This window comes from Mycobacteriales bacterium, assembly GCA_035504215.1.
In the GTDB taxonomy this organism is placed as follows: domain Bacteria; phylum Actinomycetota; class Actinomycetes; order JAFAQI01; family JAFAQI01; genus DATAUK01.
The window spans coordinates 1-25,033 of the sequence record DATJSI010000025.1 but is presented as its reverse complement, the minus strand read 5'-3'; the positions used below and the strand labels follow the sequence as shown (position 1 = coordinate 25,033).

Genomic DNA, 25,033 nt, shown 5'->3' with positions numbered 1-25,033 from the left:
CGCCAGCCCGGTCCTCGCATCCGTGCGATGCGGCGACACCCGTTCGTGCCCAACCTCCTGCTCCCGATCGACGCGGACCGTGTTCGCGCGACGCAGAGCGGAGGCGAGATGACCGGCCCGGCCGAGACCACGGCGATGCAGCGTGCGATCGCGCTCGCCGCGTCGGTCCTCGGTACGACGAACCCCAACCCGGCAGTCGGTGCCGTCGTCCTCGGCCCGTCCGGTGATGTGGTCGGCGTCGGTGCGACCGAGCCGGTGGGCGGCCGGCACGCGGAGGTGGTCGCTCTGGCCGACGCCGGAGCCCGCGCCCGCGGCGGCACGTTGGTCGTCACCCTCGAGCCGTGCCGGCACACCGGGCGGACCGGGCCGTGCACGGACGCCGTGCTCGCGGCCGGCATCGCGAGGGTGATCTTTGCGGCGCCGGACCCGAGCCCGGCCGCCGGCGGCGGGGGAGCGATCCTCCGCGAGCGCGGCATCGACGTGACCGCCGGCCTGCTTGCCGAACCGGCGCGTGCGCTGATGCAGCCGTGGCTCACCAGCGTCGAGCGCGGCCGGCCGCACATCACCTGGAAGTACGCCGCCACCCTCGACGGACGTACCGCCGCGGCCGACGGAACCAGCAGGTGGATCACCGGTGCCGCCGCCCGCACCGACGCGCACCGGGAGCGGTCACTGGTCGACGCCGTACTCGTCGGGGTGGGAACCGTGCTCGCGGACGATCCTTCGCTCACCGTGCGGGACCACCCGGCCACCCGGCAGCCGGTCCGCGTGGTAGCGGACTCGGCGGCGCGCACCCCGTCGACCGCGCGGATCCTTGACCGGTCGGCTCCGACAGTGATCGCGGTGACGGCCGCCGCACCCACCGAGCGGCTTGATGCACTGCGTGCCTGCGGCGCCGAGGTCATCGTTGTCCCGGCCACGGACAACGGCGTGGATCCGGTCGCCTTGGTCTCGTTGATGTTCGCGCGCGAGGTGCACAGCGTCCTGCTGGAGGGTGGAGCGCGGCTCGCGGCCTCGTTCGGTCGCTGCGGTCTGGTCGACCGGGTGGTCGGATACCACGCGCCCATGCTGCTCGGGGCTGGTGCGCCCGTCGTCGCGCCGCTCGACCGCGAGTCGATCGACGCTGCGCTGCGACTGCAGCTCGACGATGTGGTTCGCCTGGACGACGACGTCAAGATCGTGGCTCGGATCGGTGCAGGCGAGGAGGCCTGATGTTCACGGGAATCGTCGAATCCCTCGGCGCGGTCGTCATGCTCGAACGGCTGCCGGACGCCGCGCGGCTCACGATCGGAGCCTCGCTCGACGGCCTGCACGCGGGCGACTCGGTTGCGGTGAACGGGGTTTGCCTGACGGTGGTGGGTGAGCCCGGCGAACAGTTCACCGCCGATGTGATGAACGAGACGCTCCGGCGCTCGACCCTCGGTGAGCTCTCGCCGGGGGACGCGGTCAACCTCGAGCAGGCAGTGACGCCCACGACCCGGCTCGGGGGTCACATCGTGCAGGGCCACGTCGACGGCGTGGGCAGAGTCGTCGCGCGCTGCCCGTCCGAGCACTGGGACGACGTCGACATCGAGATTCCGGCCGGCCTGTCGAGGTACGTCGTCGAGAAGGGGTCGATCGCGTTCGACGGCGTCAGCCTCACCGTCGCCGGGATAGCGGACGACACGGTGCGGGTCAGCCTGATCCCGGAGACGCTGCGCCGCACGACCTTCGGCAAACGCGAGGTCGGCTCGGCGGTCAATGTCGAAGTCGACCTGTTCGCAAAACACATCGAGAGGTTGCTGGCCGCGAACCGCGCGGCGGACCAGGGGACGCAGACACCATGAGTGGATTCAGCGAGGTCGAACGAGCGATCGCCGACATTGCGGCCGGCAAGCCGGTCATCGTCGTTGACGATGCCGATCGCGAGAACGAAGGCGACCTGATCTTCGCCGCGGAGATGGCGACACCCGAGCTCGTGGCGTTCATGGTGCGCTACACGTCGGGCTACATCTGCGTCCCGCTGACCGAAGCCGACTGCGACCGGCTCGAGCTCCCGCCGATGTACCACACCAACCAGGACCGCAGAGGTACGGCGTACACGGTCTCGGTGGATGCTCGCGACGGAACGAGCACCGGCATCTCTGCACACGACCGCTCACTGACGATGCGACTGCTCGCCGATCCGACGGCGAGCGCAGCCGACTTCACGCGACCCGGGCATGTCGTGCCCCTGCGTGCGAAGAACGGCGGCGTCCTGCGTCGCCCCGGGCACACCGAGGCCGCAGTCGACCTGTGCCGGCTGGCCGGCCTGCGCCCGGCCGGCGTGCTCTGCGAGATCGTCAGTGAGAAGGACGTCGAGGACATGGCCCGCCTCGACGAGCTCGAGCTGTTCGCCGCCGTACACGAGCTGTCGTTGATCTCGATCGCGGACCTGATCGCGTACCGGAGACGCAGCGAGCGGCAGATCGAGCGCGTGGCCGAGGCGCGCATCCCGACCGCGCACGGGGAGTTCCGCGCGGTCGGCTACCGCAGCCTGGTCGACGGCCTCGACCACATCGCGCTGGTACGCGGAGAGATCGGCGACGGCCAGGACGTGCTCGTCCGGGTGCACTCCGAGTGCCTCACCGGGGACGTGTTCGGCAGCCGGCGCTGTGACTGCGGTCCGCAGCTTGATGCGGCGCTTGCTGCTGTCGCCGCCGAGGGACGAGGCGTGGTCCTCTACGTGCGTGGCCATGAGGGCCGGGGAATCGGACTGATGCACAAACTGCAGGCCTACCAGCTGCAGGACCAGGGCGAGGACACCGTTGACGCCAACACCTCGCTCGGCCTGCCGGCCGACGCCCGCGACTACGGCACCGGCGCGCAGATCCTCGCCGACCTAGGGGTCCGCTCGATGCGGCTGCTCACCAACAACCCGTCGAAACGGGCCGGCCTCGAGGGCTACGACCTCTCGATCGTCGGCCGGGTCCCGCTCCCGGTCCGGGTGACCCCGGACAACCTGCGCTACCTCACCACCAAGCGCGACCGCATGGGTCACGACCTGCCGAACCTGCCGGCCTCGGTGGATGACGAGGCGACCGAGGCCAGCGCGGACAGCCTGCCCGCGGCCGTCGTCGAGCGGGCGGCGCGGCTGGAGCCGGAGGCGGTCCGCAGCGCGTTGCGGCTGGCCGAGGCGCGCGCGCTCTCGCCGTTCGCCGTACCCGTCCTGGACGGGGACGCGGATCCCGATGACGCCCGCATCGGCGCCGAATAGGGTGCGGCGATGAGCAAGCACGGCGCGCCCGACGAGGCCGACCTCGACGCACACGGGCTGAGGGTCGCGGTCGTCGCGGCCCGCTGGCACCACGAGCTGAGCGACGCCCTGCTGGAAGGCGCCGAGCGCGCGCTCAAGGGCTGCCGGATCGAGGACGTCGCGGTCGTCCGGGTGGCCGGCGCCTTCGAGCTGCCGGTCGTTGCCAAGGCGCTCGCAGCCCAGCGTTACGACGCGGTCGTTGCGTTGGGCGTCGTGATCAAGGGCGGGACCCCACATTTCGAGTACGTCTGCCGGGCCGCGACCGACGGGTTGTCCCGAGTCGCGATCGAGACCGGCGTGCCGGTAGGGTTCGGGCTGCTCACCTGCGACACCGTCGAGCAGGCCCGCCAGCGTTGCGGCCTGCCCGACTCGGGTGAGGACAAGGGACGGGAGGCGGCCGTGGCCGCGGTCGAGACCGCGCTGCTCTTGCGCAAGGTGCGCCGCGGCGAGGCGCATCGGGAGGCGGACGCGCACTGACGCGCGACCGCCACCGACCGACTCCGCCCGATCGCTCAGGAAGGTCTCGCCGTGCTCTCCCTCGTGCTTCCGAAGGGATCCCTCGAAGCCCAGGTCATGGACCTGTTCGACGCGGCCGACCTGACCGTGGTCCGCGGCAGTGATCGCGACTACCACGCCCGCATCGACGACCCACGGATCTCCAAGGTGCGCTTCCTGCGGCCGCAGGAGATCCCGACCTACGTCGAGCAGGGCATCTTCGACCTGGGCATCTCCGGGCGCGACTGGGTCGCCGAGACCGGTGCCGACGTCGTCAGCCTGGGTGAGATCGGCGGCGGTCGCTCGGGCACGTCCGACGTACGCGTCGTGCTCGCGGTGCCTCGCGACTCGCCGTGGGAGTCGGTCCGCGACCTACCGGCCGGTGTTCGCATCTCGACCGAGCTCCCCGAGCTGACCAAGCGGTTCTGCACGGAGCACGGCGTCGACGCGCTGGTGTTCACGTCACACGGCGCGACCGAGGCCAAGATTCCCGACATCGTCGATGCGGTCGTCGACGTCTCCGAGACCGGCTCGTCGCTGCGCCGTGCGGGCCTGAAAGTGATCGAGACACTGCTGACCAGCCGCACCGAGCTGCTCGCCAACCGCGAGTCGTACGCCGACCCGGCGCGACGGGCGGCGATGGAGGACATCGTGCTGCTGGTCCGTGGCGCGCTGGTCGCTCACGGCCGGGTGCTGCTGAAGCTCAACGTCGCGGACGCCGATCTCGACGCGGTGGTCGAGGTGCTGCCGGCGATGGCGTCGCCCACCGTGATGCCGCTCGCCGCGCACGGCCTGTGTGCGGTGGAGGCGGTGGTGGCTAAGCAGGGCGTCAACAGGCTGATCCCTGCGTTGAAGGCGGCCGGTGCCCGCGACATCCTCGAGCTGCCGATCTCGAAGATCGTCGACTAGCGACCACCCCTCGCGATGCAGGCGCCCAAGACCGTCGTCGCCCTGGTGGCTGCGTTCGTCGCCGGTGTGATGGTCGGCGTGCAGTCGCGGATCAACGGCGACCTCGCGGTCCGCACGCATTCCGCGCTCGAAGCGGCGATGGCGTCGTTCCTCGTCGGCTTGGTGCTGACGGGAGCGATCCTCGCGGTGCGGCCCGCGGGCGCCCGGCGGCTGTTGCGCGCCCGCGTGCAGCCGTGGTGGTGGTTCGGTGGTCTCGGCGGTGCGCTGGCGGTGGCGGCGACCGCGCACGGGGTCCCGGAGATCGGGGTAGCGCTCGTCACGGTGTGCATCGTTGCGGGCAACTCGGCGGGTGCGGCGTTCAGCGACCAGCTCGGCCTCGGGCCGGGAGGCCGCCACCCACTCTCGCGGTGGCGGCTGGCCGGGATCGCGGTCGTAATCGCTGCCGTGACGATCGGAGCGGTCGGGGACCGGTCAGCGTCGCTCAAGCCGTTGCTGTTCCTCGTGATCTTTCTGGGCGGCGCGACCTCAGCCGTCCAGCAGGCGGCGAACGGCCAGCTCCGGCTTGCGGCGCACGACGTCGTCGTCGCGTCGTTCGTCTCCTTCCTGGGCGGCGCAATCGGATTGGTCGTGGTGACCGCGGCTGCCGGTGAGCTGTCGCTGCATGAGTGGCCGGCCGCGCCGTGGTTGTACCTCGGCGGTCCGCTCGGCGCGTGCTACGTCTTCGCCGGGGCCACGACGGTGCGCGTGCTCGGCGTGCTCCGCTTCGTCCTTGCCGCGCTGTCGGGGCAGCTGCTCTGCGCGGTGGTCATCGATGCCGTGTGGCCGTCGCCGGGGACCCACCTTCGGGCGACGACAGTGATCGGCGCGATCGTGACCGTCGTCGGTGTCTGGCTGAGCGGGTTGGGCCGAAGCGGCGATGTCGCACCCGAGGTCGTCCGATGAGCGACGACCTCGGTGCTCCCGACCCGGCGTTGGTGGCGGCGCTGGCCGGCGGTGACCCGGTGGCGATCCGGACCATCCTGCTCGACATCCGGGTCCTGGTGCCGGTCGTCGCCACCGGATCGGACGGTGCCGGGCACGCGGCCGAGCTGGCGGTGCCCACGCTGGTCGGAGCGGACGGCCGGCGCGCGCTGCCGGTCTTCTCCGGGGTGGCAGCCCTGGCCGCCTGGCGGCCCGGCGCGCGACCGGTCCCGATGACCGGGCGGCAGGCGGTCGAGGCCGCCGCGGACGAAGGGTGTGCCGCGATCGTCCTGGACGTCGCCGGCCCGATCCCGCACACCGTGGAGATCCGCGAGGGGCGGCTTCGCTGGTAGCCTGGCAGGGCGACCGGCGAGCGCTCATCCGCTCGTCGAGCAAGCGGAGCCCGACTCCCACCCGCGCGAGCCGATCCGGTGCCGGCACCGGAACGCCCGACGGGTCCTCAGTCGCCTCGGCACCGGCCCCGGCCGGTGGTCGAAGCGGCCGTTGTCGTCGAGGCCCCGCATGCGTGTCGTGCGGGGCCTTTACCGTGCCTGGGGCAGGTTTGGCGCCGCGCGGCACGCGGCAAAGGCAAACGAGACAGTGGAGGTCCCATCAGCGTCGAACCCCGTATCAACGACCGGATCCGCGTCCCCGAGGTGCGGTTGGTCGGTCCGAACGGAGAGCAGGTCGGAATCGTCGCGATCGGCGATGCGCTCCGGCTGGCCCAGGAGGCAGACCTCGACCTGGTCGAGGTCGCGGCGGAAGCCAGGCCCCCGGTGGCCAAGCTCATGGACTACGGCAAGTGGAAGTACGAGAACGCCCAGAAGGCGCGGGAGGCGCGGCGCAACCAGTCGCACACCGTCATCAAGGAGATGAAGCTTCGGCCGAAGATCGACCCGCACGACTACGAGACCAAGAAGGGTCACGTGGTGCGGTTCCTCAAAGCCGGTGACAAGGTCAAGATCACGATCATGTTCCGCGGGCGCGAGCAGTCCCGTCCCGAGCTCGGGTTCAGGTTGCTGCAGCGGCTCGCGGCCGATGTCGAGGAGCTCGGCTATGTCGAGTCGGCGCCGAAACAGGACGGCCGCAACATGATCATGGTCATGGCCCCGCACCGAGGTCAGCAGCCGCAACCGGCGCGCGCCCGGCGGGCCGCGCAGGAGCGGGCCGCCAAGGATGCCGAGGTGGCCGCGGCCGCAGACCAGCCACCTGCGCAGGCCAGCGCCTGACGACGTACGACCGCACCGCCCGCACGACCCGACAGACCGCACAGCACCGCACGCGACCACGAGGAGAACGGCAGCGATGCCCAAGATGAAGACCCATAGCGGCGCGAAGAAGAGCTACCGGGTGACCGGAAGCGGCAAGCTCATGCACGACCGCGCGGGCCGCAAGCACAAGTTCGAGCGCAAGCCGTCGACGCTCACCCGTCGGCTGGCCAACGAGGCCGTGATCGCTCCGGCCGATGTCAAGAAGGCCAAGCGGCTGCTCGGTCGCTAACCGTTCCTCGTCCTCCGGCTCGGCCGGGGCAACCAGCAAGGAGAGATTCCCGTGGCACGCGTGAAGCGGGCGGTCAACGCCCACAAGAAGCGCCGAGTCGTCCTCGAGCGGGCGAGTGGCTATCGAGGCCAGCGTTCGCGGCTGTACCGCAAGGCCAAGGAGCAGATGCTCCACTCGATGAACTACGCCTACCGCGACCGGCGTGATCGCAAGGGCGAGTTCCGCTCGCTGTGGATCCAGCGGATCAACGCGGCGGCCCGCGCGCACGGCATGACCTACAACCGCTTCATCCAGGGCCTCAAGGCGGCCGAGATCGACGTCGACCGCAAGCAGCTCGCCGAGCTCGCCGTCTCCGACGAGGCGGCGTTCGTCGGATTGGTAGAGGCGGCCCGCGCCGCGCTTGCCGCGGCCGGCTCCGAATCGGCGGCCTGACAACGGCAAAGTCGCCCGGCTCGGGCCGGGCGATGCGCGAGCCGGCGGCGATCGACTCGCTGCACAACGCGCGGGTCCGCGCGGCACGGGCGTTGCGCACGCGCAAGGGCCGGCTGGCAGCGCAGGCCTGCCTCGTCGAAGGGCCGCACGCAGTGGCCGCGGCGATCGACGCCGGCCACGCGGTCCAAGAGCTGTTCGTTACCGCCGACCGCGCGGCCGCGGTTGCCGACCTCGGGTCTCATGCGTCGGGCCGGCCGGTTGCGGTGCGGCTGGTCACCGAGCGGGTGCTCGACGCGCTCGCGGAGACCGTGACGCCGCAGGGGGTCGTGGCGGTCGTCGCGATCCCGGTCGTCTCGGTCGGGGAGGTTTACGCGACCCGCCCGCGGCTGACGGTGGTTCTCGACCAGGTGGCCGATCCGGGGAACGCCGGAACGGTGGTGCGGACCGCCGATGCAGCCGGCGCCGGCGGCGTGGTCCTCACCGCGGGATCGACCGACGTCTGGTCCGGCAAGGCGGTGCGCGCCAGCGCAGGCAGCGTGTTCCACCTCCCGATCGTCACGGGCGTTCCCGCCGCCGCCGCGATTGCCTGCGCCGCCGGCGCCGGAGTCACCGTCCTCGCGACCGCGGCTGACGGCGACGCCGATCTCGACGACCTGATCGACGACGGCAGCCTGGCCGGGCCCTGCGCGTGGGTCTTCGGCGGGGAAGCGCGCGGCGTACCCGACGAGGTACGCCGGCTCGCCGACCGGGTGGTTCGGATTCCCCTTCACGGTCGGGCCGAGAGCCTGAACCTCGCCACCGCAGCGGCAGTCTGCCTCTACGCGTCGGCGCACGCCGGCCGGCGGGCGCTCCCGTAGGCTCGCCGCTCGAGGAGGCTGCGGTGCCGGATCAGCTCGACGGTGGTTACGACGGGCTTCCGGACGGCGTCGTCGTCTGCGATCCCTCGGGCACGGTACGACGCGTCAACCCTTCGGCCGAGCGCATTCTCGGCCGGCCGGCTGCCGAGCTCGTCGGTCACCCGCTGACGGACGTCATCCCGCTCTGCGACCCCATGGGACACGACTGGTGGGCCTGCACCCGGCCGTTCGACGGGCTCTCGACGCGGGTTCGCCAGCCGGAGCGGCTCCTGACGTTCACCCGGCCAGGGCACCCGGATCGGGATCTGCTCGTCACGGCCGCCTACCTGCGCGACGAGGGGCACCGGCTCATGTCGTTCGTGATCTGTTTGCGTGACACGTCGGCCCGAGATCGCCGCGAGCGGTCGGCCGCGGAGCTCGTGACCGTGGTGGCACACGAGCTGAGGTCACCGCTCACCAGCGTGAAAGGCTTCACCGCGACGCTGCTCGCGAAGTGGGATCGGTTCACCGACGAGCAGAAGCTGCACATGCTGAACACCGTGAGCTCCGACGCCGACCGGTTGAGCCGGCTGATCACCGAACTGCTCGACGTGTCGCGGATCGAAACCGGCTACCTCGAGCTGCGCAAGCAGGTCGTCGACCTTCCGGAGATCGTGCGCGGGGATGTCGCCGGACGGGTCGCCGCTGGCGAGCCGGAGAGCCGGTTCGTCGTACGGGACCGCAGCGCGCTGCCGGAGATCTGGGCCGATCGCGACAAGGTGTCGCAGGTGATCGGCAACGTCGTCGAAAACGCGTTGCGCCACGGTGCGGGCACGGTCACCATCACGATCGAACCGGCTGACGACGGAGTGGCGGTGGAGGTCGTGGACGAAGGCGAAGGCATCGCCGTCGAGGCGATGCCCCGGATCTTCACCAAGTTCTGGCACGACCCGCGCCGCGGCGGCACCGGTCTCGGCCTGTTCATCGCGAAGGGCATCGTCGACGCCCACGGCGGCGACATCTCGGCCAGCGCGGCCGCCTCGGGCGGCGCGGCGGTGCGATTTAGGCTGCCCGCGGGCCAGCCGGAGTTCCTTAACTAGCCTCGCGGGCAAGCCACCCGGACACGCCACCGCAGACGGCACCGGACCCGGCGCGGTCTGCGCGCACCCCCCTAGACTTCGCGAGCGAGGATTTCGCATGGCCGGACCCAGTGACAGCTATGACCCCAAGGAGGTGGCGGCGCTGTCGGACGACGAGCTCGCCGGCGCCGTCGCGTCCGGGCGCACGGCGTTCGCGGCGGCCGCGGACCTCGGTGCGCTGGCCGCGGCGCACACGCTGCACCTCGGCAACCGCTCGCCGGTGGCACTGGCCCGTCGCGAGCTGGGCGCACTGCCACCCCAGGCCCGGGCCGACGCGGGGCGGCGGGTCAACGAAGCCCTGACCGCCCTGACCGCGGCGTACGACGAGCGGCGAGCCGCGCTCGAGCGGGAGCGCGACGAGCGTGTTCTCGTCGCCGAGAGGGTGGATGTCACTCTGCCGCTGGACCCGACCCCCCCGGGCGGTCGGCATCCGCTGACTCTCGTCCAGGAGCGGGTCGCCGACATCTTCGTCGGGATGGGATGGGAGGTCGCCGAAGGCCCCGAGGTCGAGGCGGAGTGGCTCAACTTCGACGCGCTCAACATCCCGCCCGCCCATCCGGCCCGGGAGACCCAGGACACGCTCTGGGTGGAGCCGCGCAGCAGTGGCGTGGTCCTGCGCACCCACACCTCGCCGGTCCAGATCCGCGCCTTGCTGGAGCGCGGCGTGCCCTGCTACGTGATCGCGCCCGGCCGGGTGTTCCGCCAGGAGACGCTCGACGCCACCCACAGCCCGGTCTTTCACCAGGTCGAGGGGCTGGCGGTCGACGAAGGGCTCACGATGGGCCACCTGCGCGGCACGCTCGACCTGTTCGCGGAGTCGATGTTCGGCTCGGGCGTCCGTACGCGGATCCGCCCCGACCATTACCCGTTCACCGAACCGTCCGCCGACGTCGACCTCCTCTGCTGGGTGTGCCACGGCACGTCGACCGATCCTGGTGCTCCGTTCTGTCGCACCTGCCGGTCGGAGGGCTGGATCGAGTGGGGTGGCAGCGGCATGGTGCACCCCGTCGTCCTCGCATCGGCCGGGATCGACCCGGATCGTTACACCGGCTTCGCCTTCGGCATCGGTCTCGAACGCACGCTGATGTCGCGGCACGACCTGGCTGACATCCGTGACCTGGTCGAAGGTGACGTGCGCGTGACGACCGCGCTGGGCCTGGAGGCCTGAGGTCATGCGGGTTCCCGTCTCCTGGTTGCTCGACCACGTCGAGCTCGATCCGGTCGATCCACGCGACATCGCCAACCGGCTGACCGCGGCCGGCCTGCAGGTCGAGCGGGTCGAGGCGGTCGGGTCCGACATCGCCAACGTCGTCGTCGGCCGGGTGCTGGCGATCGAGGAGCTGACCGGGCACAAGAAGCCGATCCGCTGGGTCGGCCTCACCGACGGCGCTGACGAACGCCATGTCATCTGCGGCGCGACGAACTTCGCCGTGGGCGACCTCGTTGCGTATGCCCGCCCGCCCGCGGTGCTGCCGGGCGGGTTCGAGATCGCCGCTCGCAAGGCCTACGGCCACGTGTCGGACGGCATGATCTGCTCGGGGCGGGAGCTCGGCATCTCCGACGACCACGACGGCATCCTCGTGCTCGATGCCGGGCTCGAGCTCGGCTCCGATGTCGTCGCGGCGCTCGGCCTTCGTGACGATGTCCTCGACATCGCCGTCAACCCGGACCGCGGCTATGCCCTGTCCGTTCGGGGTGTGGCCCGCGAGGTCGCGACGGCGTACGCCGTGGACTTCCGGGACCCGGCGGAGCTTCCGCTCACGGCGACCCCCGGCAGTGGGTACCCGGTGCGGATCGATGCAGCGGACGGGTGTCGCCGGTACGTCGCTCGCGGCCTCACCGCGTTGCGTCGCGATGCCGCCAGCCCGGCCTGGCTCGCACGGCGGCTGGTGCTCGCGGGAATGCGGCCGATCTCGTTGATGGTCGACGTGACCAACTACGTGATGCTCGATCTCGGCCAGCCGTTGCACGCGTTCGACCGCGATCGCCTGCAGGGCCCGATCGTGGTCCGGTGGGCGGCGCCGGGGGAGACGTTGCGGACCCTCGATGACATCGACCGAGTGCTCGACCCGGAAGACCTCGTCATCGCCGACGACAGCGGGCCGATCGCGCTCGCCGGTGTGATGGGCGGTGCCTCCACCGAAATCCGGGACGACACGACCGACGTCGTACTGGAAGCCGCGAGCTTCGACCCGGTGCGCGTCGCCTACACCTCGCGTCGGCATCGGTTGGGCTCCGAAGCGTCTCGCCGCTTCGAACGCGGGGTGGACGACGGGTTGTGCGCGGCGGCGGCTCAGGCGGCGCTGGACCTGGTCGGGAAGCTCGGCGGCGGGTCCGGCGTGCCGGAGTCAACCGACCTCGACCTGCGCGAGCCGCGGGCACCCATCGTGATCCGCGCCGACCTGCCGGGCACGGTCGCCGGCGTGCCGTACCCCGCCGAGGCCGTGGTCGGCCGGCTGCGCGACGTCGGTTGCGTGGTCGACGTCGACGGGCCCGCCCTCACCGTCACGCCGCCGTCCTGGCGCCCCGACCTTCGGATTCCTTCCGACCTGGTCGAGGAGGTGGTCCGGCTCGAGGGTTACGCGGCGCTGCCGTCGCTCGTGCCGACCGCGCCCGCCGGGCGCGGCCTGACCCGGGCGCAGCGACTGCGCCGCCGGATCGGCCGGTCGCTGGCCGATGCGGGCTTCGTCGAGGTCCTCACGACGCCGTTCGTGGACGCCGGCATCAGCGAGCGCATGCTTCTGGACCCGGACGACCCTCGCCGTCCGTCGGTCCGGATCGCCAACCCGGTGTCCGACGAGGAGCCGTTCCTTCGCACCTCGCTGTTGCCGGGCCTGTTCGCGGCGGTGTCCCGCAACGTCGGACGCGGCCTGACCGATATCGCGCTGTTCGAGACCGGTCCGGTCTTCCGCCGCGGCGCGGACCTCGGTACGCCGCCGGCGCTTCCCGCGGGCCGGCGTCCCTCCGACGACGAGCTCACCGCGATCGACGCTGCGCTGCCCGAGCAGCCCGGGCGGGTGGCGGCGGTGCTGACCGGCGCCCGCGAGCGGACCGGTTGGTGGGGACCGGGGCGAGCCGCGAGCTGGGCCGACGCGATCGCGGCGCCGGTCCTGCTGGGGGATGCGCTGGGCATCGAGGTGCGGGTGAGCGCCGACCGGCATGCGCCGTTCCATCCCGGTCGGTGCGCCGCCCTACACGTCGGCGAGGTGCTGCTCGGGCATGCCGGCGAGTTGCATCCGCGGGTGGTCGAGGCCAACGACCTTCCGCCGCGGACCTGTGCCATGGAGATCTCGCTCGACGTCCTGGTGGACGCGGCGCCCGAGCTGGCCGCGGCCCCCGCGGTGTCGGCCTACCCGCCGGCGACGATCGACATCGCGGTCGTCGTGCCGGACGAGACTCCCAGTGCGGACGTCGCGGGCGCGCTGCGCGATGGCGCCGGCGAGCTGCTCGAAGCCCTGCGGCTCTTCGACGTCTATGAGGGCGACCAGGTCGGCGCCGGGCGCAAGTCGCTGGCTTTCACGCTGCGCCTGCGCGCGCCGGATCGCACCCTCACTGCCGCCGAGGTGAGTGCGGTCCGCGACGCCGCGGTCGCTGAAGCCGCCCGCCGCTACGGAGCCGAGCTCCGCTGAGACTACCTGTATAGTTACTCGCTTAGACGAATGTTCATGCGGTAGCATGGGCAGATGGGCGTCCGGACCGCGGTTGTTGGTGCGAGCGGGTATGCCGGCGGCGAGCTGCTCCGGCTGCTCGACCTGCATCCGACCCTCGAGCTCACGACTCTGGTCGCGGCCGGCAACGCGGGCCGGCCGGTCGGAGCGGTTCATCCGCAGCTCGCGACGCTGGCCGACCTGCCCCTCGCCGACATCGACGACGCCGATCTCGGCGGCACCGAGGTGGTTTTCCTCGCCCTGCCGCACGGCGCATCCGCGGCGCTGGTCGACCGGCTGGACCCGGACGCCGTCGTCATCGACCTCGGTGCGGACTTCCGTCTGTCCGACGCTGCGGACTGGCAGCGGTGGTATCCGGGCGACCATGCCGGCACCTGGCCGTACGGGCTTGCCGAGCTGCCCGGCGCCCGCGAGCAGCTGAGCGGCGCGCGGCGGATCGCCAACCCTGGGTGCTACGCGACCGCGATCGCGCTGGCGTACGCGCCCTTGCTCGCAGCCGGACTGGTCGCGCCGAGCGACCTGGTCGTCGTGGCGGCCAGCGGCACGACCGGTGCGGGACGCGGACCGGCGGTCAACCTGCTGGCCAGTGAGGTGCTCGGCGGCGTCACGGCGTACAAGGTCGCGGGTGCCCACCAGCATCTGGGTGAGGTGCGGCAGACCCTGCAGGCGCTGGACGGTGGCGAGGTGTCGCTCTCGTTCACCCCATTGCTCGTACCGATGTCGCGCGGGATTCTCGCGACCTGCACCGCGAGTCTCAGCCCGGATGCCGGCGCCGAGCAGATCAGGTCCGCGTTCGCCGGGTACGCCGACGAGCCGTTCGTGCACCTGCTTCCCGAGGGCCAATGGCCACGTACCGCCGCAACGACCGGGTCCAACAGCGCCCACTTGCAGGTCGGAGTCGACGAGGACGCGAATCGCGCGGTGGTGATCGTCGCGCTCGACAACCTGGGCAAGGGTGCGGCCGGCCAGGCGATCCAGAACGCGAACCTCGCGCTCGGCTTCGACGAGACCACCGGCCTGCCGGTCAACGGGATCGGTCAGTGAGCGTCACGACGCCGGCCGGCTTCCGCGCGGCCGGGGTGGCCTGCGGACTCAAGGCGGACGCGCTCGACCTCGCCCTGGTCGTCAACGACGGGCCACTCGATGCGGCCGCGGGCGTCTTCACCGCCAACCGCGTGAAAGCGGCGCCGGTGCTGTGGTCCGAGCAGGTGCTTGCCGACGGGCGGTTGCGGGCCGTCGTACTGAACGCCAAGTACGCCAACGCGTGCACCGGCCCGGAGGGTTTCGCGATCGCGCACTCGACCGCGGAGTCGGTGGCGGGCGCGCTCGGGGTGGGCGCCGGTGAGGTCGCGGTCTGCTCTACCGGCAAGATCGGCGAGCCGCCACCACTCGCCAACCTGATCGAAGGAGTCGGTGCAGCGGCTGCAGCGCTGTCGCGCGCCGGTGGCGACGACGCGGCGGTCGCGATCCTCACCACCGACACGGTCACGAAGCACGTGGTCATCGACGGCGGCGGCTGGCAGGTCGGCGGCATGGCCAAAGGTGCGGCGATGCTCGCGCCTGCGCTCGCGACGATGCTCTGCGTGCTGACGACGGATGCGGTTGTCGACCCGTCAACACTCGACGCGGCGTTGCGCGAAGCGACCCGGCTCACCTTCGACCGGGTCGACTCCGACGGCTGCATGTCGACCAACGACACCGTTCTGCTGCTGGCCAGTGGTGCGTCGGGAGTCACGCCTGATGAGCATGACCTGACGGTGGCCGTGACGGCTGCCTGTGCCGAGCTCGCGGCCCAGATGCTTGCGGACGCGGAAGGGTCGACGAAGGACATCGTGATCGAGGTGCGAGGCGCCGCGACCGAGGACGACGCCATCACCGTGGCCCGGGCGATCTCGCGGAGCAACCTGCTCAAGTGCGCGCTGCACGGCGAGGACCCGAACTGGGGCCGGATCCTCGCAGCGGTCGGTACGACGGACGCGCGCTTCGATGCACTGGCCCTCGACACGGCCATCAACGGTGTGTGGGTGTGCCGCGACAGCGCACCGGGCGAGGACGTCGCGAAGGTGGACCTGAGCGCTCGGCGGATCGACCTGACCGTGGACCTGCGCTCCGGCGAAGCGAGCGCGACGGTGTGGAGCAACGACCTCACAGCGGCCTACGTGCACGAGAACTCGGCGTACTCGACATGAGCCGGCTGACCGAGAGCACCGCGAGAGCGACCGCGCTCGTGGAGGCGTTGCCGTGGCTCGAGCGATTCCATGGCCGCACGGTTGTCGTGAAGTACGGCGGTCATGCGATGACCGACGAGGCGCTGCGGATCGCGTTCGCCGAGGACGTGGTGTTCCTGCGCTACGCCGGCATCCGTGTGGTCGTCGTGCACGGCGGCGGCCCGCAGATCGATGCACACCTGGACCGGCTCGGCATCGAGTCGACCTTCGCCGGCGGCTTGCGGGTGACGACCCCGGAGACGATGACGGTCGTCCGGATGGTGCTGGTCGGACAGGTGCAGCGCGAGATCGTCGGCTTGATCAACGCGCATGGTGCGTTCGCGGTCGGGCTGTCGGGCGAGGATGCCCGGCTGATGACCGCCGAACGCCGTCCCGGAACGGTCGACGGCGAGGAGATCGACATCGGTCTGGTCGGTGACGTGGTGCACGTCGATGCCGGTCTGGTCGAAGGGTTGCTGGCGGATGGCCGGATCCCCGTGGTGGCGAGCGTGTGCCGGGGCGCGGACGGCGAGGTCTACAACGTCAATGCGGACACTGCGGCGGCTGCCGTCGCGGTCGGGCTGGCCGCCGAGAAGCTGGTTGTCCTCACCGATGTCGAAGGGTTGTACGTCGACTGGCCGGCGAGCAACGAGGTGGTGAGCCGGCTCACCGCGAGCGAGCTCGAGGCGAAGCTGCCGACGCTCGCCGACGGGATGGCGCCGAAGATGGAAGCCTGCCTGCGAGCGGTGCACGGTGGGGTGCCGAGCGCGCACGTCGTCGACGGACGCGTGGCCCATGCGTTGCTGCTCGAGGTGCTGACCGACTCCGGGGTCGGGACGATGGTGAGTGCGGGATGAGCGAGACCGCTGAGCTGCAGCGGCGGTGGGACGCCGTCATGATGCGCAACTACGGCACCCCGCCGGTCGCGATCGCCGGCGGCCGCGGGTGCACCGTCGTCGACGTCGAAGGCCGGACGTACCTCGACCTGATCGCAGGCATCGCCGTGTCCTCGCTCGGCCATGCGCATCCGGCCGTCGTCACCGCGGTCAGCGAACAGGTCGGTCGGCTGGCCCATTCATCGAACCTTGCTATCAACACGCCCGCGCTGACCCTCGCCGAGCGCCTGGCCGGCCTGGTCGATCCCGGCGGCCGCGGCGCCAGGGTGTTCCTGTGCAACGACGGTGCGACCGCCAACGAAGCCGCCCTGAAGACGGTCATGCGGGCGCGGCCGGGCCGGCGCACGTTCATCGCGGCTGACGGCGCGTTCCACGGCCGCACCCTCGGCATCCTGGCGCTCACCAGCAAGGCGGCCTACCGCAAGCCGTTCGGCCCGCTCGGGATCCCCACCACGTTCGTCCCGTACGGCGATGCGGATGCGCTCACCGCCGCGGTCGACGAGCAAACCGCCGCGGTCTTCCTCGAGCCGATCCTCGGTGAGGCCGGGGTCGTGCCGCCGCCGCCCGGCTACCTCGCCGCGGCCCGCGAGGCGTGCGACCGGACCGGCGCTCTGCTCGTCATCGACGAGGTCCAGGGCGGGTTCGGCCGGACCGGGCGCTGGTTCGCCCATCAACACGACGGCGTGACCCCCGACCTCGTGACCATGGCGAAGGGTCTCGGCGGCGGGCTCCCGATCGGCGCCTGCGTCGCCGTCGGCGCAGCCGCCGACGCGCTGCAGAAGGGTGATCACGGCTCGACCTTCGGCGGCAACCCGGTGTGTGCAGCGGCTGCCCTCGCGGTCATCGAGACGATCGAGGCTGAAGGTCTGCTCGAGCACGTGGAATACCTCGGAGCGCAGTGGTCCGCCGAGCTCGCCGCCGCGGGTGCGCCGGTCGTCGAGCAGGTGCGGGGACGCGGCCTGTGGCTCGCGCTCGTGGTCGAGCCGGGCCTCGCACCGGCGATCGAGGCGGTCGCGCGGGACCGCGGCTTTCTCGTCAACGCGACCGGCCCGGACGCGGTCCGGCTCGCGCCGCCGCTGGTGCTGTCGGCGGAGGAAGCGGCCTCGTTCACCGCGGCGTTGCCGGGCATCCTCGAGGCGGCGACCGCGGCTAGGTTGAGCGCGTGACGAGCGTCAACCCGAGGAGCCCCATGCCACGCCACTTCCTTGCCGATGACGAGCTGACCGCAGCCGAGCAGACCACGATCCTCGACCTGGCCGACCGGATGAAGGCGGACCGCCACGGCTTCCGGACGCTGGCCGGTCCGCGGTCGGTCGCGGTCGTGTTCGAGAAGCCGTCGACGCGCACCCGGCTGTCGTTCGAGGTGGGCATCGCCGAGCTCGGCGGCCATCCCGTCATCCTCGACGCCCGGTCCACCCAGCTCGGTCGCGGCGAGACCATCGAGGACACCGCGCGGGTGCTGTCCCGCTACGTCGACGCCATCGTCATCCGCACGTTCGGCCAGGACCGGATCGAGGCGCTCGCGGCCGCATCCGACGTACCCGTGGTCAACGCGCTCACCGACTACGCGCATCCGTGCCAGGCGCTCGCCGACCTGCAGACGATTCGCGAGCAGAAGGGGAAGCTGGCCGGCCTGACCCTTGCGTATCTCGGTGACGGCAACAACATGGCGCACTCCCTGCTGCTGGCCGGTTCGCTGGCCGGTCTGCACGTACGGGTCGCGTCGCCCGCGGAGTACGAGCCGCTCGCTCAGGTCGTGAAGCGGGCCGAAGAGCTTGCCGATGCGCACGGCGGCAGCGTTGCGGTCACCAACGACCCGCTCGAAGCGGCCGAGGACGCTGACGTCCTCTACACCGACGTCTGGGCGTCGATGGGGCAGGAGGCCGAGGCGGCAGAGCGGATCGAGCCCCTGCGGCCGTACGCCATCGACGACCGCATCGTTGCGGCCGCGTCATCCGATGTCGTCGTGATGCATTGCCTGCCGGCACACCGTGGCGAGGAGATCGCGGCAGACGTCATCGACGGCCCGCACAGCATCGTCTTCGACCAGGCGGAGAACCGGCTGCACGCGCAGAAGGCGCTGCTCGCGTTCCTGCTCACGCCCTCGGGCTCGGGGTGAGGTGATGACGTCGCGCCCGGCCACGACCGCGCTGCACAGCAAGGCCGCGAGACAGGCCCGGATCGCCGAGCTGATCACGACCGGAGCCGTTCACTCGCAGAGCCAGCTGGCGGAGCTGCTGGCTGCGGACCAGGTCGAGGTCACCCAGGCGACGCTGTCGCGCGACCTGGAGGAGATGGGCGCGGTCAAGGTACGCCGGCCGGGGATCGGCACGGTCTACGCCGTCGGCGACGAGGCGCCCGGGCCGGTGCTTCGCGCGTTTGCGGACGCGAGCGAAGGTCGGGTGTCGAGACTCGCGACGGAGTTGGTCGTGTCGGTCGAGTCCAGCGCGAACCTCGTGGTGGTGCGGACCCCGCCGGGCGGCGCGCACCTGCTCGCGTCGGCGATCGATCGCGCCGGCCTCGACGACGTGATCGGGACCGTCGCCGGCGACGACACGGTCCTGCTGGTGACCAGGGACCCGAAGGGCGGCCGGAGCGTGGCGGCCCGGTTGCGTGACATGGCCGGCGCCTGAGCGGCGCCAACGAAAGGACAGGAGCAGTACAGAGATGACCGAACGCGTGGTGCTCGCGTATTCCGGCGGGCTCGACACCTCAGTGGCGATCGGCTGGATTGCCGCCGAGACCGGAGCCGAGGTGATCGCGGTCGCAGCGGACGTCGGGCAGGGCGGTGAGGACCTCGAGGTGATCAGGCAGCGCGCCCTTGCCTGCGGTGCGGTCGAGGCCGAGGTCATCGACGCGCGAGAAGAGTTCGCCGACGACTTCTGCCTGCCGGCCCTGCGCGCGAACGCGCTGTACATGAACCGCTACCCGCTGGTGTCGGCGCTGTCGCGGCCGGTCATCGTCAAGCATCTGGTCGCGGCCGCGCACAAGCACGGCGCGTCGGTGGTGGCCCACGGTTGCACCGGCAAGGGCAACGACCAGGTGCGGTTCGAGGTCGGCGTTGGTGCGCTCGCGCCCGAGCTGCGGGTGATCGCGCCGGTGCGGGACTCGGGAATGACGCGCGACAAGGCGATCGCGTTCGCGGAGGAACGCGGTCTTCCGATCGACGTGACGAAGAAGTCGCCGTACTCGATCGACCAGAACGTCTGGGGCCGCGCGGTTGAGACCGGCTTCCTAGAAGACGTGTGGAACGCTCCGATCGAGGACGTGTACTCCTACACGCAGGATCCGACGGTGCAGCGGGCGCCCGATGAGGTGCTGATCAGCTTCGTCGACGGTGTCCCGACCGCGATCGACGGCCGACCGGTCACGATGCTGGCGGCGATCGAGGAGCTCAACCAGCGCGCGGGTGCGCAGGGGATCGGGCGGCTGGACATGATCGAGGACCGTTTGGTCGGCATCAAGAGCCGCGAGGTCTACGAGGCGCCCGGTGCGCTCACGCTGATCGAGGCACATCGCCATCTCGAGGACCTGACCATGGAGAAGGACACGGCCCGGTTCAAGCGGCCGGTGGAGCAGCGCTGGTCCGAGCTCGCGTACGACGGCCTGTGGTTCTCACCGCTCAAGCGTGCACTCGACGCGTTCGTCGCGGAAGCCTCGCGCCACGTCTCGGGCGACATTCGGATGACCTTGCACGGCGGCCGTGCGGTCGTGACCGGCCGGCGCAGCGAGGCGGCTCTCTACGAGTACAGCCTGGCGACCTACGACGCCGAGGACACCTTCGACCAGCGCTTGGCGAAGGGCTTCGTCGAGCTGTGGGGGATGCCGGCGAGGTTGGCCGCCGCGCGGGACAAGCGCGTGGCGGGCGAATGACCGACGGGACCCCGCCCGTCCGGCTGTGGGGCGGACGCTTCGCCGGCGGGCCGGCGGACGCCGTCGCGCGGCTGTCGATGAGCGTGCAGTTCGACTGGCGGCTCGCGCCCTACGACCTGCTCGCATCGCGTGCGCACGCCCGGGTGTTGCACGAGGCCGGCCTGCTCGACGACGAGGAGCTGGCCCGGCTGCTGGCCGCGCTCGACGACCTCGACGCTGACGCGCGGGCCGGCCGGTTCCGTCCCTCCGCCGAGGACGAGGACGTGCACACGGCGCTCGAGCGCGGCCTGCTCGAGCGGGTCGGCGCGCTCGGCGGAAAGCTGCGAGCCGGCCGCAGTCGCAACGACCAGGTGGCGACCGACCTTCGCCTGTATCTGCGTGATCACGTGCGACAAGTGGTGGCCCGGCTCGCCGAGCTCGAGTCGGCGCTGCTGGCGCAGGCCGAGCGCATGATGAACGCACCCGCCCCGGGGTTCACGCACATGCAGCACGCGCAGCCGGTGCTGTTCGCCCACCAACTGCTGGCGCACGTGCATCCGCTCGCGCGCGACATTTCGCGGCTGACCGACTGGGATACCCGCGCTGCGGTGAGCTCGCTCGGCGCCGGCGCCCTGGCCGGCTCCTCGCTGCCGCTCGATCCCGGATCGGTTGCGAAGGAGCTGGGCTTCGACAGTGCGTTCGCGAACTCGATCGACGCGGTCAGCGACCGCGACTTCGCGGCCGAGTTCCTCTTCTGCGCGGCATTGATCGGCGTACATCTCTCGCGGCTCGGCGAGGAGGTCGTCCTCTGGGCCACGTCCGAGTTCCACTGGGTCGAGCTCGACGATGCATTCAGCACGGGATCGTCGATCATGCCGCAGAAGAAAAACCCCGATGTGGCCGAGCTCGCACGGGGCAAGGCCGGCCGCTTGATCGGCGACCTCACCGCGGTGCTCGTCGTCCTCAAAGGCCTCCCGCTGGCGTACGACCGTGATCTGCAGGAGGACAAGGAACCGGTCTTCGATGCGGTCGACAGCCTGCTGCTGCTGCTGCCTGCGTTGACCGGCATGCTCGCCACCATGTCCGTCGACACCGACCGGATGGCAGCGACGGCGTCCGGTGGCTTCGCGCTCGCGACCGACGTCGCCGAGCATCTGGTCCGCCGCGGCGTCCCCTTTCGCGAGGCGCACGAGGCGGTCGGGCGGCTGGTGGCCTGGTGTGCGCGCGAGGGATGTGACCTCGACCAGGTCTCCGACGCCGTGCTGGCAAGCGTGAGCGAACATCTCGGGCCCGAGGTGCGGGAGGTGCTGTCGGTCGCCGGTGCGCTCGCCGCCCGATCCAGCCCGGGCGGCACCGCGCCCGAGCGGGTTCGCGAACAGCTCGACGAGCTCACCGGCCTTGTAGCGTCGCATCACCGATGGGCAAGCCAGGACTGATCGCTGCGGACCGCGGACGATGACCGCACGCGGGTCCGGCCGGCTGCTGCCGGCCGGCTTCTACGCCCGGCCGGTCCTGGAGGTGGCACCGGCTCTGCTCGGCAGCGTGCTCGAGCACGCCGGCGTCCGCGTGCGGCTGACTGAGGTCGAGGCGTACGACGGAGCGAATGATCCGGCGTCGCACGCCTACCGCGGGTCGACCGCACGCAACGCGGTGATGTTCGGGGCGCCGGGACACGCTTACGTGTACTTCTCTTACGGCATGCACTTCTGCGTCAACGTCGTGTGCGGGCCGGTCGGTACGGCGTCGGCGGTGCTGCTGCGGGCCGGCGAGGTCGTCGCCGGCCTGGACGTCGCACGCGCCCGACGTCCGGGCGCCGGTGACAGGGACCTTGCCCGCGGTCCGGCCCGGCTGACGCTCGCGCTCGCGATCGACCGCGCGCAGAACGGCGTCGATGTCACCTGCGCCGGGTCGGAGCTGCGGCTTCTGCGCGGCTCCGCACCGGATCCGGAGACGGTGCGCAGCGGCCCCCGGGTCGGCATCGCGGCGGCGGCGGATCGGCCGTGGCGGTTCTGGATCGACGGCGAGCGCTCGGTGTCGGCGTACCGTGCTCATGTGCCGCGTCGCCGACCGGGCGCGGCCGCTGTCGTGCGAGAGGATGAATAGGTGAGCGCCGAGGTCCTCGACGAGCTGGCCTGGCGTGGGCTGATCGCCGACTCCACCGACCCGGACGCCCTTCGCGCGCAGCTCAGCGCCGGACCGGTCACGCTCTACTACGGCTGCGACCCGAGCGCGCCGAGCCTGCACATCGGCAACCTGATCGGCCTGATCGTGCTGCGCTGGTTCGAGCGGTCGGGGCACCGTCCGATCGGGTTGGCCGGTGGCGCCACCGGGTTCATCGGCGACCCCGGCGGACGGTCGAGCGAGCGCAACCTGCTGACCGTCGACGAGGTCGAGCACAACGTCGAACGGATCCAGGCCCAGATCGCCCGGTTCATCGACATCGGCGAGGGCAAGGGCCGGCTGGTCAACAACATCGAGTGGACCGCGGGGCTGTCGGTGATCGACTTCCTGCGCGACATCGGCAAGCACTTCCCGGTCAACGTCATGCTCGGCAAGGAGTCGGTGAAGGCCCGGCTCGAAAGCGGCGGGATCAGCTACACCGAGTTCAGCTACATGCTGCTGCAGTCCATGGACTACCTCGAGCTGTTCCGTCGTTACGACTGCCGGCTGCAGATCGGCGGCAGCGACCAGTGGGGGAACCTCACGTCGGGCATCGACCTGATCCGCCGGGTGGAGGGCGCGAACGTCGCGGCGCTCAGCTGGCCGCTGGTGACGACGGCGACCGGCGAGAAGTTCGGCAAGTCGACGGGGGGCGGCAGCCTGTGGCTGGATCCCGAGCTGACCTCGCCGTATGCGATGTACCAGTACTGGGTGAACGTCGACGACGCCGATGTCGGTCGTTACCTGCGGTTTTTCACCTTCCTGCCGCACGAGGAGATCGAGGCGCTCGACCAGGAGACGGCGCAACGCCCGGCCGCTCGCACGGCCGCCCGTCGGCTGGCCGAGGAGGTCACGACGCTGGTGCACGGCGCCGAGGAGACCGCCAAGGCACAGGCGGCGAGCCGGGCGCTGTTCGGCCAGGGCGAGCTACGCGACCTCGATCCGTCGACGCTGCGGGCGGCGCTGGCCGAGGCCGGCCTGCACGAGGTTGACGGCTCGATGCCGAATGTCGTGAACCTGCTCGAGGTGACCGGTTTGTGCGGGAGCCGGTCCGAGGCCCGCCGCACGGTCGAGCAGGGCGGCGCGTACCTCAACAACGTCAAGGTCAGCGAGACCGACTACGTGCCGAACCAGGCCGACCTGCTGCCCGGTGGGTTCCTCGTCGTACGGCGGGGGAAGCGCGCGGTGGCCGGGGTATCGTCGCCCGGGAGTCACGCGTAGCCCACGCTCGTTCTGCTTTGACACGGTGAGCGGGCTGACATAGCGTGGCTCGGTTGCCCCGAGACGGGTCGAGAGACCCCGACCGGTGCGCATCCGTCCCTTGAGAACTCAACAGCGTGCCAAAAGTCAGCGCCAAACGCCCGGTTTGGGCCACTTCGGTGACCCCTGAAACCGGGGCAAGATTGGCGATGACAGACGTACAGCGAAGTTTGTAAGTCTGATCAACGTCAGGTGACGGTTCGGCTCGGACCCCCGTAGCCGTAACCGATCTCCTTCGATGCTGGTGACCGGATCGACTCCTTGCGAGTCGCCGCCGGCTCATCGACAGACATCAACGGAGAGTTTGATCCTGGCTCAGGACGAACGCTGGCGGCGTGCTTAACACATGCAAGTCGAGCGAAGCCCATCCCTTCGGGGATGGTGACTGAGCGGCGAACGGGTGAGTAACACGTGGGCAACCTACCCTCAGCTCTGGGATAACCCCGGGAAACCGGAGCTAATACCGGATATGACCTCGAACGACATCGCTCGAGGTGGAAAGTTTTTCGGCTGAGGATGGGCCCGCGGCCTATCAGCTTGTTGGTGGGGTAATGGCCTACCAAGGCGACGACGGGTAGCCGGCCTGAGAGGGCGATCGGCCACACTGGGACTGAGACACGGCCCAGACTCCTACGGGAGGCAGCAGTGGGGAATATTGCGCAATGGGCGGAAGCCTGACGCAGCGACGCCGCGTGAGGGACGAAGGCCTTCGGGTTGTAAACCTCTTTCAGCAGGGACGAAGCGAAAGTGACGGTACCTGCAGAAGAAGCACCGGCCAACTACGTGCCAGCAGCCGCGGTAATACGTAGGGTGCAAGCGTTGTCCGGAATTATTGGGCGTAAAGAGCTCGTAGGCGGTCTGTCGCGTCGGCTGTGAAAACTCGGGGCTCAACCCCGAGCCTGCAGTCGATACGGGCAGACTAGAGTGTGGTAGGGGAGACTGGAATTCCTGGTGTAGCGGTGAAATGCGCAGATATCAGGAGGAACACCGGCGGCGAAGGCGGGTCTCTGGGCCATAACTGACGCTGAGGAGCGAAAGCGTGGGGAGCGAACAGGATTAGATACCCTGGTAGTCCACGCCGTAAACGTTGGGCGCTAGGTGTCGGGGACCTTCCACGTCCTCGGTGCCGCAGCTAACGCATTAAGCGCCCCGCCTGGGGAGTACGGCCGCAAGGCTAAAACTCAAAGGAATTGACGGGGGCCCGCACAAGCGGCGGAGCATGTGGCTTAATTCGAGGCAACGCGAAGAACCTTACCTGGGTTTGACATGCAAGGAAATCCCATAGAGATATGGGGTCCGCAAGGGTCTTGCACAGGTGGTGCATGGCTGTCGTCAGCTCGTGTCGTGAGATGTTGGGTTAAGTCCCGCAACGAGCGCAACCCTCGTTCTATGTTGCCAGCGGATAATGCCGGGGACTCATAGAAGACTGCCGGGGTCAACTCGGA

Annotated in this window: 24 protein-coding genes and 1 rRNA gene; all 25 read left to right on the top strand. The window is 70.7% G+C overall.

What is annotated here, in order from left to right; all coding sequences use genetic code 11:
* The first annotated feature begins 27 nt into the window (after positions 1–27).
* A complete protein-coding gene (gene ribD, locus VME70_02320) occupies positions 28–1,212 on the top strand; it encodes a bifunctional diaminohydroxyphosphoribosylaminopyrimidine deaminase/5-amino-6-(5-phosphoribosylamino)uracil reductase RibD (GenBank protein HTW19028.1) in 1,185 nt (394 codons plus the stop codon).
* On the top strand, positions 1,212–1,826 hold the full coding sequence (locus tag VME70_02315) for a riboflavin synthase (GenBank protein HTW19027.1): 615 nt from the start codon (positions 1,212–1,214) through the stop codon (positions 1,824–1,826). Before ribD ends, VME70_02315 begins: the two co-directional genes overlap by 1 nt.
* The gene (locus VME70_02310; protein HTW19026.1) at positions 1,823–3,235 is read left to right on the top strand and encodes a bifunctional 3,4-dihydroxy-2-butanone-4-phosphate synthase/GTP cyclohydrolase II; all 1,413 of its coding nucleotides are present in this window, start codon (positions 1,823–1,825) and stop codon (positions 3,233–3,235) included. Before VME70_02315 ends, VME70_02310 begins: the two co-directional genes overlap by 4 nt.
* A 9-nt stretch (positions 3,236–3,244) precedes the next feature.
* A complete protein-coding gene (gene ribH, locus VME70_02305) occupies positions 3,245–3,751 on the top strand; it encodes a 6,7-dimethyl-8-ribityllumazine synthase (GenBank protein HTW19025.1) in 507 nt (168 codons plus the stop codon).
* 51 nt (positions 3,752–3,802) lie between these two features.
* A complete protein-coding gene (gene hisG, locus VME70_02300; protein ID HTW19024.1) occupies positions 3,803–4,678 on the top strand; it encodes an ATP phosphoribosyltransferase in 876 nt (291 codons plus the stop codon).
* A 15-nt stretch (positions 4,679–4,693) separates the two neighbouring features.
* Positions 4,694–5,620 carry a DMT family transporter gene (locus VME70_02295; GenBank protein ID HTW19023.1) on the top strand — a complete coding sequence of 309 codons (927 nt, stop codon included), beginning with the start codon at positions 4,694–4,696 and terminating at the stop codon, positions 5,618–5,620.
* Positions 5,617–5,991 (top strand): SseB family protein, encoded by a 375-nt coding sequence (locus VME70_02290; GenBank protein HTW19022.1) that lies wholly within the window; start codon positions 5,617–5,619, stop codon positions 5,989–5,991. Before VME70_02295 ends, VME70_02290 begins: the two co-directional genes overlap by 4 nt.
* 198 nt (positions 5,992–6,189) lie before the next feature.
* A complete protein-coding gene (infC, locus tag VME70_02285; GenBank protein HTW19021.1) occupies positions 6,190–6,867 on the top strand; it encodes a translation initiation factor IF-3 in 678 nt (225 codons plus the stop codon).
* A 76-nt stretch (positions 6,868–6,943) separates the two neighbouring features.
* Positions 6,944–7,138, top strand: a complete 195-nt coding sequence (gene rpmI, locus VME70_02280; GenBank protein ID HTW19020.1) for a 50S ribosomal protein L35 — start codon at positions 6,944–6,946, stop codon at positions 7,136–7,138.
* A gap of 51 nt (positions 7,139–7,189) precedes the next feature.
* Positions 7,190–7,570: a 50S ribosomal protein L20 gene (gene rplT, locus VME70_02275; protein ID HTW19019.1), complete on the top strand. Its 381-nt coding sequence runs from the start codon at positions 7,190–7,192 to the stop codon at positions 7,568–7,570.
* Positions 7,571–7,602: 32 nt separating this feature from the next.
* Positions 7,603–8,427: an RNA methyltransferase gene (locus VME70_02270; GenBank protein ID HTW19018.1), complete on the top strand. Its 825-nt coding sequence runs from the start codon at positions 7,603–7,605 to the stop codon at positions 8,425–8,427.
* 23 nt (positions 8,428–8,450) lie between these two features.
* Complete coding sequence (locus VME70_02265; protein ID HTW19017.1) at positions 8,451–9,506, top strand: ATP-binding protein; 1,056 nt, start codon at positions 8,451–8,453, stop codon at positions 9,504–9,506.
* Positions 9,507–9,603: 97 nt separating this feature from the next.
* A complete protein-coding gene (gene pheS, locus VME70_02260; GenBank protein ID HTW19016.1) occupies positions 9,604–10,713 on the top strand; it encodes a phenylalanine--tRNA ligase subunit alpha in 1,110 nt (369 codons plus the stop codon).
* Between the two features lie 4 nt (positions 10,714–10,717).
* Positions 10,718–13,174, top strand: a complete 2,457-nt coding sequence (gene pheT, locus VME70_02255; protein ID HTW19015.1) for a phenylalanine--tRNA ligase subunit beta — start codon at positions 10,718–10,720, stop codon at positions 13,172–13,174.
* 54 nt (positions 13,175–13,228) lie between these two features.
* Positions 13,229–14,257, top strand: a complete 1,029-nt coding sequence (gene argC / locus VME70_02250) for an N-acetyl-gamma-glutamyl-phosphate reductase (protein HTW19014.1) — start codon at positions 13,229–13,231, stop codon at positions 14,255–14,257.
* The gene (gene argJ, locus VME70_02245; protein ID HTW19013.1) at positions 14,254–15,402 is read left to right on the top strand and encodes a bifunctional glutamate N-acetyltransferase/amino-acid acetyltransferase ArgJ; all 1,149 of its coding nucleotides are present in this window, start codon (positions 14,254–14,256) and stop codon (positions 15,400–15,402) included. Before argC ends, argJ begins: the two co-directional genes overlap by 4 nt.
* Positions 15,399–16,277 carry an acetylglutamate kinase gene (gene argB / locus VME70_02240; GenBank protein HTW19012.1) on the top strand — a complete coding sequence of 293 codons (879 nt, stop codon included), beginning with the start codon at positions 15,399–15,401 and terminating at the stop codon, positions 16,275–16,277. Before argJ ends, argB begins: the two co-directional genes overlap by 4 nt.
* Positions 16,274–17,482 (top strand): acetylornithine transaminase, encoded by a 1,209-nt coding sequence (locus tag VME70_02235; GenBank protein HTW19011.1) that lies wholly within the window; start codon positions 16,274–16,276, stop codon positions 17,480–17,482. Before argB ends, VME70_02235 begins: the two co-directional genes overlap by 4 nt.
* Before the next feature lie 23 nt (positions 17,483–17,505).
* Positions 17,506–18,435, top strand: a complete 930-nt coding sequence (gene argF, locus VME70_02230; protein HTW19010.1) for an ornithine carbamoyltransferase — start codon at positions 17,506–17,508, stop codon at positions 18,433–18,435.
* A 4-nt stretch (positions 18,436–18,439) separates the two neighbouring features.
* Positions 18,440–18,949: an arginine repressor gene (locus VME70_02225; protein ID HTW19009.1), complete on the top strand. Its 510-nt coding sequence runs from the start codon at positions 18,440–18,442 to the stop codon at positions 18,947–18,949.
* 34 nt (positions 18,950–18,983) lie between these two features.
* A complete protein-coding gene (locus tag VME70_02220) occupies positions 18,984–20,189 on the top strand; it encodes an argininosuccinate synthase (GenBank protein ID HTW19008.1) in 1,206 nt (401 codons plus the stop codon).
* The gene (gene argH / locus VME70_02215; protein ID HTW19007.1) at positions 20,186–21,604 is read left to right on the top strand and encodes an argininosuccinate lyase; all 1,419 of its coding nucleotides are present in this window, start codon (positions 20,186–20,188) and stop codon (positions 21,602–21,604) included. Before VME70_02220 ends, argH begins: the two co-directional genes overlap by 4 nt.
* A gap of 19 nt (positions 21,605–21,623) precedes the next feature.
* A complete protein-coding gene (locus VME70_02210) occupies positions 21,624–22,271 on the top strand; it encodes a DNA-3-methyladenine glycosylase (GenBank protein ID HTW19006.1) in 648 nt (215 codons plus the stop codon).
* On the top strand, positions 22,272–23,549 hold the full coding sequence (tyrS, locus tag VME70_02205; protein HTW19005.1) for a tyrosine--tRNA ligase: 1,278 nt from the start codon (positions 22,272–22,274) through the stop codon (positions 23,547–23,549).
* A gap of 331 nt (positions 23,550–23,880) precedes the next feature.
* A 16S ribosomal RNA gene (locus tag VME70_02200) occupies positions 23,881–25,033 on the top strand; the annotation flags it as partial.

Coding starts and splice junctions, on each gene's coding strand:
- VME70_02210 (HTW19006.1), top strand. CDS start 21,624: ATGACCGCACGCGGGTCCGGCCGGCTGCTGCCGGCCGGCTTCTACGCC.
- VME70_02225 (HTW19009.1), top strand. CDS start 18,440: ATGACGTCGCGCCCGGCCACGACCGCGCTGCACAGCAAGGCCGCGAGA.
- VME70_02270 (HTW19018.1), top strand. CDS start 7,603: ATGCGCGAGCCGGCGGCGATCGACTCGCTGCACAACGCGCGGGTCCGC.
- VME70_02235 (HTW19011.1), top strand. CDS start 16,274: ATGAGCGAGACCGCTGAGCTGCAGCGGCGGTGGGACGCCGTCATGATG.
- VME70_02220 (HTW19008.1), top strand. CDS start 18,984: ATGACCGAACGCGTGGTGCTCGCGTATTCCGGCGGGCTCGACACCTCA.
- VME70_02315 (HTW19027.1), top strand. CDS start 1,212: ATGTTCACGGGAATCGTCGAATCCCTCGGCGCGGTCGTCATGCTCGAA.
- argB (HTW19012.1), top strand. CDS start 15,399: ATGAGCCGGCTGACCGAGAGCACCGCGAGAGCGACCGCGCTCGTGGAG.
- argC (HTW19014.1), top strand. CDS start 13,229: ATGGGCGTCCGGACCGCGGTTGTTGGTGCGAGCGGGTATGCCGGCGGC.
- VME70_02295 (HTW19023.1), top strand. CDS start 4,694: ATGCAGGCGCCCAAGACCGTCGTCGCCCTGGTGGCTGCGTTCGTCGCC.
- VME70_02290 (HTW19022.1), top strand. CDS start 5,617: ATGAGCGACGACCTCGGTGCTCCCGACCCGGCGTTGGTGGCGGCGCTG.
- pheS (HTW19016.1), top strand. CDS start 9,604: ATGGCCGGACCCAGTGACAGCTATGACCCCAAGGAGGTGGCGGCGCTG.
- ribD (HTW19028.1), top strand. CDS start 28: ATGCGGCGACACCCGTTCGTGCCCAACCTCCTGCTCCCGATCGACGCG.
- rpmI (HTW19020.1), top strand. CDS start 6,944: ATGCCCAAGATGAAGACCCATAGCGGCGCGAAGAAGAGCTACCGGGTG.
- pheT (HTW19015.1), top strand. CDS start 10,718: ATGCGGGTTCCCGTCTCCTGGTTGCTCGACCACGTCGAGCTCGATCCG.
- argF (HTW19010.1), top strand. CDS start 17,506: ATGCCACGCCACTTCCTTGCCGATGACGAGCTGACCGCAGCCGAGCAG.
- argH (HTW19007.1), top strand. CDS start 20,186: ATGACCGACGGGACCCCGCCCGTCCGGCTGTGGGGCGGACGCTTCGCC.
- VME70_02310 (HTW19026.1), top strand. CDS start 1,823: ATGAGTGGATTCAGCGAGGTCGAACGAGCGATCGCCGACATTGCGGCC.
- ribH (HTW19025.1), top strand. CDS start 3,245: ATGAGCAAGCACGGCGCGCCCGACGAGGCCGACCTCGACGCACACGGG.